The organism is Pseudonocardia sp. EV170527-09, assembly GCF_008369905.1.
Lineage (GTDB): Bacteria > Actinomycetota > Actinomycetes > Mycobacteriales > Pseudonocardiaceae > Pseudonocardia.
The window spans coordinates 21,028-34,272 of record NZ_VRMC01000025.1 but is presented as its reverse complement, the minus strand read 5'-3'; the positions used below and the strand labels follow the sequence as shown (position 1 = coordinate 34,272).

Here is a 13,245-nt window from a genome sequence, read left to right as displayed (position 1 = left end):
TTCTCCAGCGGTCTCAGGACGGGACGACGACGGTTCCGGCGTCGCCGGTGACGGCCTCGGTGATGTGGGTCAGGTCGGTGATGACGGCGCGGGTGCCGCCGCCCTCGACGAAGCGGCAGGCCGCGTCGACCTTGGGGCCCATCGATCCGCCGGCGAAGTGACCGTCGGCGGCGTGGGCACGCAGCGTCTCGACCCCGATCGTGCCGAGCGGCTCGGCGGCCGGGGTCCCGAAGTGCAGCACCGCGTGCGGCACGTCGGTGCCGATGACGAGCACGTCCGCGCCGACCGTGCGGGCGAACAGCGCGGCACCGAGGTCCTTGTCGATGACGGCCTCGACGCCGGCCAGCTCGCCGCCGGGGAGCCGCACGACCGGGATCCCGCCGCCGCCGTTGCCGACGACGACGAACCCGGCGTCGACCAGGGCCCGGATCGCCGGGCCGTCGACGATCTCGAGCGGCTCTGGCGAGGCGACCATCCGGCGCCATCCTCGCTCGCCGCGGTCCTGCCAGGTCTGGCCGTGTGCGACCAGCACGGCGGCCTCGTCGGCCGGGAGGTGACGCCCGACCGGCTTCGACGGCCGGACCAGGCCCGGGTCGTCGGCCGCGACCCGGGTGCGGGTCACCACGGCGGCGGTGCGCCGGTCGACCCCGGCCGCCGCCAGCGCCGCGTCCAGCGCCGTGGTGAGGACGAAGCCGAGCGTCCCCTGGGTCTGCGCACCGCACCAGTCCAGCCCGACCGGTGGAACGACAGCGGCCGCCAGCTCGTTCTTGACCAGCAGGTTCCCGACCTGCGGGCCGTTGCCGTGGGTGATGACGACGTCGTGGTCGCGGGCCAGCAGCCCGGCCACCGCCGCGGCGGCGACGCGCGCCGCGGCGATCTGGTCCTCCGGCCGCGCACTGCCGTCGGCGGCGGTCATCGCGTTGCCGCCCAGTGCCAGCAGGACCCTCACGACGACGCCCCCGGGCGCAGGGTGGCCGCCGTGCCGCTCGCTGTGCCACCGGCGACGGGGACCTGGCCGGTCGGCCGGCAGGGGTCACCGACGATCACGGTTGCTCCTTGCCGAGGAGATGGGCGAGCGGGCGGGTGCCCACGGGCAGGCCGTACCGGTCGTAGTAGGCGAACATCGCGTCGAGGACCGGGCCGAGGCCGGACGGCCCGGGGACCCGCTCGGCGGTCGTACCCGCCTCCGCCGCCAGCTCGGCGACGGTCGCCGTGCGCGTCGCGAGCTCGTAGGTGGCGCCCTCGTGGCCGGGTTCGGTCAGGACGGTCGCGGCGGCCGCCCCGACCTCGGCGAGGTCGGCGAACCCGAAGACGGCGTGCACGTCGTAGGGCACCCGGACCGGCCCGGTCAGGTCCAGGTTCTGCAGGTAGGCACCGGGCTGCAGGACCGTCCAGCGCAGCCCGGACCGGCGGACGACGTCCTCGGCCCTGGCCTTGCCCAGGTGGTGCGGCATGTCCGGGGCGTACGGCGCGGCCACCGAATGGTAGCCGACCCGGCCGACCCCCGCGGCACGCAGCCCGTCGAGCCAGCCCGCGACCAGCGCCGGCTCGTCCGGGTGCAGGTTCGGGGCGATCAGGTAGGCGGCGTCGGCGCCGGCCGCGGCCGCGGCCACGTCGTCCGCGCGCCCCAGCGGGACGGCGGTGGCGCCCCGCGCCCGCAGCGCGGCCGCCACCGCCCGCCCGGTCTTGCCGTGGCCCCCGCAGATCACGACCCGCACGGCGACCTCAGAGCCGGTCGACGTCGGCATGCGCGGCCCCGCCGGCCAGCGTCGCGTAGCCGGGGCCGCGGTCGAAGAACGCGTCGTCGTCGCGGGACCACGCGGCGCGACCCGCGCGCTCGGCCGTGGTGGCGCCCGTGTCGAAGCCGAGGGTGCCGTCGTCGAGGTCCCCGGTCAGGACGACGCCGTAGTCGGCCAGCGCCGCCGCGGCGGACACCTTGCGCCACAGCACGTCCCGCACGACCGCCGCCGGGTCGCGGCGCAGCGGGTCGCCCCAGCCGCCGCCCCCGGTGGTGCGGATCCGGATCACCTCACCGGCCCGGACCGGCTCGGCGTCGGCCAGCGCGTCGACCACCCGCTCGCGCGGCCCACCCGGATCGATCACGACCTCGAACGGCCGCCCCGCCTTCCCGCCGCGGACCCCCCAGCAGGCCAGGATCGACCGGTCCGCGATCGACATGAAGTGCGCGTCCTTCAGCATCCTGACGTGCTTCTCGTAGCCGAGGCCACCGCGGAACTCCCCGGCGCCGCCGGAGTCGGTGGCCAGCGACAGCGACTCGACGCGGAACGGGAAGCGGGCCTCGGTGAACTCGGTGGGCAGGTTCCGCGAGTCGGGGACGACGTGGATGGTGTCCTCGCCGTCGGCGTAGTAGCGGCCGCCGGAGCCACCGCCCAGCACCTCACGCATGAGGTAGGGGCGGCCCTCGAGGTCCTCGCCGTAGACGCCGGTGTAGCGGATCGTCTCCTGGTCGGCGGGCATCCGACCGTCGACGGCCTTGGCGACGACGCCGGCGAGCACCCCGAGCAGCCGCAGGATGACGAAGGTGCGCGCGTTGGTCGGCGCCGGGAACACCGGGGTCAGCAGCGTCCCGGGCGGCGGGAACCGCATCTCGATGAGCGGGACGATCCCCTCGTTGACGTCGAGCTCGGCCATCCGTTCCGGGGAGTCGGCGAGGTTGCGCAGGATCGGCGCGAGCCACTTCTTGAGGAAGACGCCGTCGGAGTAGTCGCCGCAGTGGTTGATCGGCCCCTTGGCCTGCGGGGAGGTGCCGGCGAAGTCCAGGATCAGCCGCTCGCCGTCGGGGTCGTCGGGGCCGGTGCGGGTGAGCGTGATCCGCTGGGCGTGCAGGCGGGGCTCGTCGACGCCGTCGTGCTCGGCGTAGTCCTCCCAGGTCCAGGTCCCCACCGGGATCCGGCCGAGGATCTCGCGGCGGTAGGTCTCGGTGGTGCGGGAGATGATCGCGTCGAAGCAGGACTCGACGGTGACGATGCCGTAGCGGTCGAACAGCTCGCCGAGGCGACGGGCACCCATCAGGCAGGCCGAGCACTCGGCGTCGAGGTCGGCGGCGAGCGAGTCGGGCATCCGCGAGTTGCGCGTCATGATCGCCAGGGCGGCCCGGTTCGGGACACCCGCGTCCCACAGCCGGATCGGCGGGACCATCAATCCCTCCTCGAACACGCTGGTGGCGTTCGAGGGCATCGAGCCGGGGACCGCCCCGCCGATGTCGTCGTGGTGGCCGAAGGCCTGCACGAACGCGACCACCCGCCGGTCCTCGGCGGGACCCGCGAACACCGGGACGGTGACGCACAGGTCGGGCAGGTGCCCGATGCCGCCCTCGGAGCGGTAGACGTCGTTGTGGAAGAAGACGTCGCCCTCGCGCATCTGGTCCAGCGGGAACTCCCGCGCGATCGGGTGCACGAGCGCGGAGTAGGAGCGGCCGGTGAGCTTGCGCAGCCTCCGGTCGTGGATGCCGGCCCGGAAGTCGTGCGCATCGCGGATCATCGGGCTGCGGCTGGTGCGGGCGATGGCCGTCTCGACCTCGGACTCCACACTGGTCAGCGAGCCCTGCACGATCTCGACGAGGACCGGGTCGGCGCTCGCGCCGGCGTCGTCGGTCAGCGGGCCGAAGGGGAACGCCGTGGGGGCGCGACGCGAGCCGGTGTCGGCCGGGCGCTCGGTCGCCGTCGTCTCCGCTGGGGTCGCTGGGGTCGCAGGGGTCACTGGGCGGCCCTCCGGGTCACGATGATGTTCAGGCGGGTGTCGACGCGGGCGGTGAAGCCCGGGTGCAACGGGACGGTGGAGCCGAACTCCTCGACGACCGCCGGGCCGTCGACGACCGCGCCGGGGACGAGGTCGGTCCGCCGGTACACCGGGGTGTCGAGGTAGCCCTGCGCGGCGTCGAAACAGACCGGGCGCCGGCCCGCGGCGACGGCGACCGGGTCGGCGACGAGGTCGTGGGTGGCGATCTCCGGGCGGCGGATCGGGCCGATGCCCGAGACACGGAGGTTGACCCACTCGACCTGCTGGCCGGGGTCGCCCGCGAAGTCGTAGCCGTAGAGGGCCCGGTGCGCGGTGTGGAAGGCGTCGGCGACCGCGGCCAGGGTGGCCGGGGTGACGGGTCCGTCCGGCACCGGGACGCGCACCTCGAAGGCCTGCCCGAAGTAGCGCAGGTCGGCGGTGCGGACGAAGGCGTGCTGCGCGGCCGGGAACCCCTCCCGGTCCAGCGCGGCGGCGGCCTGCGCGGTGAGGTCGTCGACGACGCGGGAGATCTCGGCCGGGTCGAGCCCGTCGGCCAGCGCGACGTGGGTCTGCACGTAGTCGTTCTTCACGTCCACGGTGAGCAGGCCGAACGCGGAGACGTTGCCGGGGTTCGGCGGGACCAGGACGGTCGGGACGCCGAGCACGTCGACGAGCCGGCACAGCAGCAGGGAGCCGGACCCGCCGAAGGTGGTGAGGGCGAAGTCGCGGACGTCGAGGCCGCGCTTGACGGTGACCTGGCGCAACGCGTTGGCCTGGTTCCAGGCGGAGATCTCCAGGACGCCGGTGGCGCAGGCCTCCGGGGTCAGGTCGAGCTCCTTGGCGAGGCGCTCGATGCCGGCGCGGGCGGCGGCGACGTCGAGCGGGATCTCCCCGCCGAGCAGGTGCGGGGGGATGCGGCCGAGGACGACGTGCGCGTCGGTCACGGTCACCTCGGTGCCGCCCCTGCCGTAGCAGAGCGGACCGGGGTCGGCGCCGGCCGAGTGCGGGCCGACCTTGAGGGTGCCCTCCGGCGAGATCCAGGCGATCGAGCCACCGCCGGCGCCGACGGTCACGACGTCGATCATCGGGATCTTGGACGGGAACCGCCCGACCGTGCCCTCGGTGGTGAGTGTCGGCTCGCCCCCGATGACGACGCTGACGTCGGTGGAGGTGCCGCCGCCGTCGGAGGTGAGGACCTTGTCGTAGCCGGCCTCCTGCGCGATCAACGCGGCGCCGAGCGCCCCGGCGGCGGGCCCGGACAGGACGGTCGTGATCGGCTGGTGGACGACCTCGTCGGCGGACAGGACGCCGCCGTTGGACTTCATGACGTAGAACGGGATCGCGCGACCGTCGTACTCGGTGAGCCGCTCGGTGATGTTGGCGACGTAGGCCGACAGCCGCGGCTTCACCGCGGCGTCCACGAGGACCGTCGTCGCCCGCTCGAACTCGCGGTACTCGCGCAGGACCTCGCTGGACAGCGACACGACGGCGGCCGGGTGCTCCTCGGCGAGGACCTCCCGCATCCGCTGCTCGTGGGTGGGGTCGGCGTAGGCGTGCAGGAAGCAGACGCCCAGGGTGTCGACGCCGCGGTCGCGGAACCAGCGGGCGGTCGCGCGGGCCCCGGCCTCGTCGAACGGGCGGACCTCGGCGCCGGTGAAGTCGAGCCGGCCCTCCACACCACGGACCAGGTCGCGGGGCACGATCCGGTTCGGCTTGACCCAGAAGTAGGAGTTGCCGTAGCCGTCCGGCACCGACTGGCGGGCGATCTCCAGCATGGCCTCGTAGCCGGCGGTGGTCACGAAACCGAGCCGGCCGACCTTCCCCTCGAGCAGGAGGTTGGTGGCGACGGTCGTGCCGTGGCTGACGGCCTCGATGTCGGCGGCGGTGCACATGCTCGTTCCGCCTGCGCTCCTCTCGGTGCACATGCTCGTTCCGCCTGCGCTCCTCTCGGTGCACATGCTCGTTCCGCCTGCGCTCCTCTGGGCCGCGCCCAGCAGATCCAGGACCTTGTCGATGCCGGCGAGGAAGCCGTCGGCCGGGTTGGCCGGGGTGGAGGGCGTCTTGGTCGTGACGAGCTCGCCCGACCGTTCGTCGAAGGCGACGACGTCGGTGAACGTGCCACCGGTGTCGATGCCGATCCGGATGCGCCGGGTCATCGGGGTCCTTCCTGCCTGGGGTCGGTGCTGTCGATTGAACTCACCGACCGAGCGGTGGGACATGGCGACTTCTGCCGTCAAAGCGCCGTTCGAGTGGCACTCTTCGCCAGTGCCTCGACCGCGGCCGCGACCTCCAGGAGGTACCGGTCGGCGCCGTGGCGGGCCACGATCTGGACGCCCACCGGGAGCCCGTCGGGAGTGGTCCCGAACGGCACCGAGACGGCGGGGCAGCCGGTCACGGTGATCAAGTACGCCGAACGCATCCAGTCCAGGTAGGAGTCCATCGGCATCCCGTCGACGGTGTCCGGGAACTCCCGGTCGGCCGGGAACGGCGGGACCTGCGACACCGGCAGCACCAGCACGTCGTGGTCGGCGAAGTACTCCCGCATCCGGTGCGCCAGCGTGGTGCGCCGCTGGAACGCGACGGCGACGTCCGCGCCGGTCAGCGACTCCCCCGCCCGGATGTTCGCGGCCAGCGAGGACTTGAACTCCGTCGGGTGCACGGCCAGCTGCAGACCGAACCGGGCCTGGAAGTGCCACTCACGCAGGGTGCGGAAGCACTCGTCGGCGCCGGTGAGGTCCGGGATCGAGCCGGTCACCGCCGCGCCCGCCCCGGCCAGTGCCACCCCGGCCGCCTCGACGACCGCGCGGACGCTCCGGTCGACGGCGAACGCCCCGTCCAGATCGGCGGACAACCCCACCCGCAGGCCGGCGAGCGGCGCCGGGACGACCGGCGCCCCGAAGGCTGCGCCGGGGTCGCCGAGCGCATGCGGCGCCCGCGGGTCCGGCCCGGCCAGCACCGACAGCAGCAGCGCCAGGTCGTCGACGGTGCGGGCCATCGGCCCACCGGTGGAGGTGGGCTCCCACATGTTCGCCGACGGCCACTCCGGCACCCGCCCCCAGGACGGCCGCAGTCCGACGACCCCGCAGAACGACGCCGGGTTGCGCAGCGAGCCGCCCATGTCCGAGCCCTCGGCCAGCGGCACCATCCCGGTCGCCAGCGCGCACGCCGCCCCTCCCGAGGACCCGCCGGCGGACCGGGTCGGGTCGTGCGGGTTGAGCGTGGTGCCGAACACCCGGTTGAACGTGTGCGAACCGGCCGCGAACTCGGGGACGTTGGTCTTGCCGATCGTCACCGCACCGGCCGCCCGCACCCGCTCCACCAGCAGCTCGTCGGTGTCCGGGACGTGCTCGGCGAACAGCGGGGAGCCGTACGTGGTCCGCCAGCCGGCGACGGCGTGGGTGTCCTTGAACGCGAACGGCAGCCCGTGCAGCGGACCGGGCTCCGCCCCGGCGGCCAGTGCGCGGTCGGCGGCCTCGGCCCCGGCCCGGGCGCGTTCCTCGTCGAGGGAGACGATCGCGTTGAGCCGCGGGTTGCGCAGCGCGATCCGCTCCAGGTGCAGGTCGAGCAGCTCGCGGGCGGAGATCTCCTTGGCCCGGACCGCGGCTGCCTGCTCGCGGGCCGGGGTCGCGACCGTGATGTCGGCGCTCACCGGCGACGCCCGACCACGGCGCCGACCAGCACGCCCAGCAGGGCGACCGCCGCACCGATCCCGATGCCGCGGGTGAGCTCACCGGCGCCCGGGCCCCCGGCGGCGGGCGCGGGCGTGAACACCTCCGCACCCGTCATGGGCTCGGCGTAGGCCGGGGCGCCGACGAGCGGTGCCGGCTCCGCCACCCCTACGGCCGGCCCGGGGGCTGCGGGCAGAGGGGGCGGAGGGGACACAGGGGGCACGGCGACCGCACCACCCGCGCCGATCGCCGCGCCGACGGCGTCGAAGAACCGGCCCGCCATCCGCGTGGACACGCTGGCGAGCATCCGCTGGCCGACGCCGCCGACCATGCCGCCGACCGTCGCGTCGGCGGTGTAGCCGATCCGGGTGCCGCCCGCGCCGAGGTCGTCGAAGGTGACGTCGACGACGGCGTCGACCGTGCCCGGCCCGCCCGCCCCGTTCAGGGTCATGACCAGCGACTCGTACGGTTCCAGCTTCGACAGCGCACAGCTGCCGGTGTAGGTGCCCCTGATCGCCGCGACCCCGGCGGTCACCGTCATCGCGTAGGCGTTCTCGCCGGTGGGCTCCAGCCGTTCGCAGCCGGGGATGGTCGCGACCAGCACCCGGGGGTCGAGCAGCGCCTCCCAGACCCGCTCGACCGGGTGCTCGACGACGTTGCTGCCACTGATCTTCACGAGCGGTGCTCCTCACGCAGGCTGAACAGGTCCGACGGGGAGATCGGCATCGCGGTGACCCGGAAGCCCTCGGCGTCGGACACCGCGGCGGCGATCACCGCCGAGACCGGGATGACACCCGCCTCGCCCGCCCCCTTGATGCCGAGGGGGTTGAGCGGCGAGGGCGTCTCCAGGTGGTCGATCTCGATCCCGTCGGGGACCTCGGACACGTACGGCATCAGGAAGTCCATGAAGGACGCGTTGAGCAGCTGGCCGGACTCGCCGTAGGCCATCCGCTCGTACAGCGCGCCGCCGACGCCCTGGGCGACGCCGCCGTGGATCTGTCCCTCGACGACCATCGGGTTGATCAGGTGGCCGCAGTCGTGGACGACGGCGTAGCGCAGGATCCGGATCTCGGCGGTGTCCGGGTCGGTCTCGACGATCGCGGCGTGCATCCCGGAGGCGTAGGTCGCCCGCGGCGTGCTGTGGAAGTCGGTGCCCTCCAGGCCCGGTTGCTCCCCGTCGGGGACCGGCAACGCGTCGGTGTCCCCGACCGAGAACTGGGTGGCGGCCTTCGAGGCCTCGTCGAAGGCGTAGCGCAGCGGGTTGGACAGCACCGACAACGTGCCCAGCGGGATCGACCGCTCGGTGCCCCGAACCCCCACCACGCCGTCGACGATCTCCAGGTCCGCGACGTCGGCCTCGAGCGCGTCGGCGGCCAGCCGCAGGGCCTTCTCCTTCGTCCGCCGGGCGGCCTTGAGGACCGCCGAGCCGGACATGACCGCGGCCCGGGAGGCGAACGTGCCGACCGCGTAGGGCATCCGCCGGGTGTCGCCGGTGACGACCTCGACGTCGGAGAACCGCACCCCCAGCTCGTCGGCGACGATCTGGGCGAACGCGGTCTCGTGGCTCTGGCCCTGGGTGGTGAGCCCGGTCGCGACCGTGACCCGGCCGGTCGTCGCGACGTGCACGTGCGCACCCTCGTAGGGGCCGACACCGGTGCCCTCGACGTAGCAGGCCAGCCCGATGCCGACGGTCCGGCCCTGCTCGGCGCAGTCGCGGCGGAAGGCCGCGAACCCGTCCCAGTCGATCAGCCTGCGCAGCTTCTCCAGCAGAGCCGGGTAGTCGCCCGAGTCGTACTCCAGCGGCCTGCCGTCCTGGAAGATCAGGCCGTGGTCGTAGGGGAACTCGTGCGGCTGGATGAAGTTCACCGCGCGGACCTCGGCACGATCGCGGCCCAGGTAGCCCGCGATCGCGTCCATCGTGCGTTCCATGGCGAAGCAGCCCTGGGGGCGCCCGGCGCCGCGGTACGGCGTCACGATCACGGTGTTGGTGTAGAGCGAGGAGAAGGCGACCCGGTAGGCGCCCGGCTTGTACGGGCCGAGCAGCTGGGTCGAGGTGATGATCGGGACGATCAGGCCGTACGGGGTGTAGGCGCCGTGGTCGTGCCAGAACTCGACGTCGAGGCCGAGCAGCCTGCCGTCGTCGTCGAAACCGACCTCGACGTGCTGGACCTGGCCGCGCTCGTGCGCGGAGGAGACGAAGTGCTCGCGCCGGTTCTCCACGAACTTCACCGGCCGGCCCAGGGCGCGGGCGGCCATCGGGACCAGCAACTCCTCCGGCCACGGGTGGACGATCTTGACGCCGAAGCCGCCGCCGACGTCCGGGGTGATCACGTCGACCCGCCCGATGTCCAGACCCAGCCGCGCCGCGACGGCGGCGCGGACCCCGGTGGAGCTCTGGGTGGAGGTCCACAGGACGAGCCGGCCGAGGGCGGGGTCCCAGCGGGCGACGGTGCCCCGGCCCTCCAGCGGCATGCACGCGCTGCGCTCGATCTCCAGGTCCAGCTCCAGGCGGTGCGGCGCCGCGGCGATGGCGGCCGGGGCGTCGCCGACGGCCTGCTCCAGCCGGGCGCCGACGTTGCCGGGCACGTCGTCGTGCACGAGCCGCTCGGCCGCGCGGGCCGCCGCGATCCCGACGACGGCGGGCAGCACCTCGTAGTCGACGACGATCCGGTCGACGGCGTCCTCGGCGAGGTAGCGGTCCTCGGCGACGACGAACGCGACCGCCTCCCCGACGTGGTTGACCTCGTCGACGGCCAGCGCGAACTGGGTGCGGCCGTGGGTCAGCGCGGGGTGCGGGATGAGCACGGGCAGCGGCTCCGCCATCGGGCCGGTCAGGTCGTCGTGGGTGTAGACCGCGTGCACGCCCGGCACGTCGAGGACGCCGGACACGTCGATGTCGCGGATGCGGGCGTGCGCGTGCGGGGAGCGCAGCACCGCGGCGTGCAGCACGCCGGGTCCGGGGTCGACGTCGTCGAGGTAGCGGCCGCCACCGCGCAGGAAGCGCTGGTCCTCGACCCGCTGGACGCGCTGGCCCATGAGCTTGGTGGTCACCGGGCGGCCCCGATCTCGGCGGCCCGCTCGACCGCCGTGACGATGTTCTGGTAGCCGGTGCAGCGGCAGAGGTTCCCGCCGATCATGTCGCGGGCCCGCTCCCGGGTGGGGCAGGGGCCGCGGCGCAGCCCGGCGGTGATCGTCGTCAGGAAGCCGGGGGTGCAGAAGCCGCACTGCAGACCGTGGCACTCGGCGAAGGCCTGCTGCACCGGGGACAACGACCCGTCCGGCTCGGCCAGCCCCTCGACGGTGGTGATCGCGCAGGACTGCGCGGCGACGGCGAGCATCAGACAGGCCCGGGCCGGCTCGCCGTCGAGCAGGATCGTGCAGGCCCCGCAGACCCCGTGCTCGCAGCCGACGTGGGTGCCGGTCAGGCCGAGGTCGTGGCGCAGCGCGTCGGACAGCAGCCGTCGTGCCGGGACCCGCAGGTCGTGGACGACGTCGTTCACCGTCAGCCGGATGTCGTGGAGCGTCTCGCTCATCGCCCGCCTCCCTGCGCGGTCGCGTCCCGGGTCGCCGCGGCCACCACCCGGTCGGTCAGGACCCGGACCAGCTGTCGCCGGTAGGCCGCCGTGGCGTGGATGTCGGTGGCCGGGTCCAGGTGTTCGAGGGCGGCGTCGGCCCGGTCGGCCGGGGCGACGCCGGTCAGGTCGACGACCACGGGAACGTCGCTCACCGACAGGTAACCGACCCGGATCCGGTCGCCGTCGACGACCGCCCCCGCACCGACCAGGGCGTAGTCGCCGTGCCGGCGGGCGACCTCGTCGAAGGCGACGCCCGCGCCCGGCGGCCGGGCGGGGAAGAACGCCGAGACGGCGATCTCGTCCGGGCCGACCGCCGACTCCAGCGGGCCGACGAACAGCTCACGCGCTCCGATCGTGCGGCGTCCGGCGGGCCCCTCGACCTCGAGCGAGCCCTCCAGCAGCCGCAGCACGACCGGCATCTCGGCGGCGGCGTCGGCGTGCACGAGCGACCCGACGGTCGTGCCGCGGTTGCGGATCGTGGGGTGCGCGACGTGGGCCAGCGCCGCCGGCACCAGCGGCTGGACCCTGGTGAGCAGCGGTGACTCCAGGACCGCGGTGTGCCGGGCCAGCGCGCCGACCCGGACACCTCCCTCGACCTCGTCGATCGTCCCCAGGCCGGGTACCCCGTTGATGTCGACGACCAGGGACGGTGCGGCCAGCCGCATGGAGAGCAACGGCACGAGACTCTGTCCACCGGCCAGCACCTTCGAGTCCGGCGCCGCGAGCGCGGCGACGGCCCCGGCCAGGTCCGTCGGGCGGACGTAGTCGAAGGGCGCGGGCTTCACGGGGTGTCCTTCGCCTCCCCGTCGTCGACCCTGGTCACCATCGTCCCGGCGGGTGTCCCGGACGGGCCGGTCGTCCCGGACCGGCGGTCGCGCAGCGCGACGGCGTGGAAGTAGACGATCACCAGGATGGTGCCGAGCGCGATGCCACCCAGCTCGAACCCGTTGCCCAGGTCCAGCGCGACGCCGCCGATGCCGGCGACCATGCCCGCCGCGAGGCCGACGAGGTTGCGGGGTTCGCCGAAGTCGACGCCGTTCTCCACCCAGATCTTGGCGCCGACCAGCGCGATCATCCCGTAGAGCACGAGCGTGATCCCGCCGAGCACGCCGCCGGGGATCGCCCCGACCAGCACCCCGAACTTGGGGCACAGGCCGAGCAGGATCGCCACGGCGGCCGCGACGTAGTAGGCCGCGGTGGAGTACACCCTGGTCGCTCCCATGACGCCGATGTTCTCGGCGTAGGTCGTCGTCGGGGACCCGCCGAACAGGCTGGCCAGCGCGGTGGCGGCGCCGTCGGCGCCCAGCGCCCGGCCCAGGTAGGGGTCGAGGTCGTCGCCGGTCATCTCGGCGACCGCCTTGACGTGCCCCAGGTTCTCGGCGACCAGCGCGATGACGCCGGGGAGCACCAGCAGCACGAACATCAGCGAGAAGCTGGGCGCGTGCACGGCCGGGACGCCGTCGTCCAGGGTCCCGCTGGGCAGTCCGAACCAGGCGGCGTCGGCCAGGCCCTCGAAGGAGACGCGCGAGTGCGGCTCCGGGGTGCAGTCCGCGCCGCCGCAGGAGGTGATCGGGCCGCTCAGGAGGTCGAGCAGCCAGGAGAGCACGAACCCGAAGACGAGCGCGAGGAACACCGCGATCCGTCCCCAGAACCCGCGGAACAGGACAGCGGCGCAGACCAGGAACGTCGCGGTGAGCAGTGCGGTCCACTGGTCCACCGGCCAGTACACCGACGCGACGACCGGGGCCAGGTTGAACCCGATCAGCATGACGACCGCACCGGTCACCGCGGGCGGGAGCACCCGGTGCACGAGCCGGGCGCCTGCGAGGTGCACGAACACACCGATCGCGAGCAGCACCAGGCCGGAGACCATGATCGCCCCGGTCACGGCGGCGGAGTCGCCGCCGGCCGCCCGGATCGCCGCGACCCCGCCGACGAAGGCGGCGCTGGTGCCGAGGTAGCTGGGCACCATGTTCTTGCAGACGACCAGGAACAGGACGGTGCACAGGCCCGAGAAGAGGATCGCGAGGTTGGGGTCCAGCCCCATCACCACGGGGAACACGAAGGTCGCCCCGAACATCGCGACGACGTGCTGCATCCCCAGCCCGACCGTCTTCCCCCAGGGGAGCCGCTGGCGGGGTGCGACCGCCTCCCCCGGCCCCGGATCGACCACTTCCCACCTGAACATCGACATGGCGATCCCTTCACACGGCACCGGAGACCCGACTCAAGCTAATGAGACCCAGGTCGCACCTCGACGGCTA

Annotated in this window: 10 protein-coding genes; all 10 read right to left on the bottom strand. The window is 73.9% G+C overall.

Going from position 1 to position 13,245, the window contains the following annotated elements:
* Positions 1–13 precede the first annotated feature (13 nt).
* Positions 14–949, bottom strand: coding sequence for a carbamate kinase (locus FVA95_RS10255; RefSeq protein WP_149663994.1), 936 nt, complete (start codon positions 947–949; stop codon positions 14–16).
* Between the two features lie 94 nt (positions 950–1,043).
* Entirely contained in the window at positions 1,044–1,748 is a 705-nt protein-coding gene (locus FVA95_RS10250) for an SDR family oxidoreductase (protein ID WP_149663993.1), read from the bottom strand.
* The gene (locus tag FVA95_RS10245; RefSeq protein WP_193564332.1) at positions 1,726–3,720 is read right to left on the bottom strand and encodes a hydantoinase B/oxoprolinase family protein; all 1,995 of its coding nucleotides are present in this window, start codon (positions 3,718–3,720) and stop codon (positions 1,726–1,728) included. The genes FVA95_RS10250 and FVA95_RS10245 overlap by 23 nt, the downstream gene beginning before the upstream one ends.
* Entirely contained in the window at positions 3,717–5,894 is a 2,178-nt protein-coding gene (locus FVA95_RS10240) for a hydantoinase/oxoprolinase family protein (RefSeq protein WP_149663992.1), read from the bottom strand. Before FVA95_RS10240 ends, FVA95_RS10245 begins: the two co-directional genes overlap by 4 nt.
* Before the next feature lie 77 nt (positions 5,895–5,971).
* Positions 5,972–7,387: an amidase gene (locus FVA95_RS10235; RefSeq protein ID WP_149663991.1), complete on the bottom strand. Its 1,416-nt coding sequence runs from the start codon at positions 7,385–7,387 to the stop codon at positions 5,972–5,974.
* On the bottom strand, positions 7,384–8,082 hold the full coding sequence (locus FVA95_RS10230; RefSeq protein ID WP_149663990.1) for a carbon monoxide dehydrogenase subunit G: 699 nt from the start codon (positions 8,080–8,082) through the stop codon (positions 7,384–7,386). Before FVA95_RS10230 ends, FVA95_RS10235 begins: the two co-directional genes overlap by 4 nt.
* Complete coding sequence (gene cutA / locus FVA95_RS10225; RefSeq protein WP_149663989.1) at positions 8,079–10,457, bottom strand: aerobic carbon-monoxide dehydrogenase large subunit; 2,379 nt, start codon at positions 10,455–10,457, stop codon at positions 8,079–8,081. The genes FVA95_RS10230 and cutA overlap by 4 nt, the downstream gene beginning before the upstream one ends.
* Positions 10,454–10,939, bottom strand: a complete 486-nt coding sequence (locus tag FVA95_RS10220; protein WP_149663988.1) for a (2Fe-2S)-binding protein — start codon at positions 10,937–10,939, stop codon at positions 10,454–10,456. The genes cutA and FVA95_RS10220 overlap by 4 nt, the downstream gene beginning before the upstream one ends.
* Positions 10,936–11,766, bottom strand: coding sequence for a xanthine dehydrogenase family protein subunit M (locus FVA95_RS10215; RefSeq protein ID WP_149663987.1), 831 nt, complete (start codon positions 11,764–11,766; stop codon positions 10,936–10,938). The genes FVA95_RS10220 and FVA95_RS10215 overlap by 4 nt, the downstream gene beginning before the upstream one ends.
* Positions 11,763–13,169: a uracil-xanthine permease family protein gene (locus tag FVA95_RS10210; RefSeq protein WP_149663986.1), complete on the bottom strand. Its 1,407-nt coding sequence runs from the start codon at positions 13,167–13,169 to the stop codon at positions 11,763–11,765. Before FVA95_RS10210 ends, FVA95_RS10215 begins: the two co-directional genes overlap by 4 nt.
* Positions 13,170–13,245 lie beyond the last annotated feature (76 nt).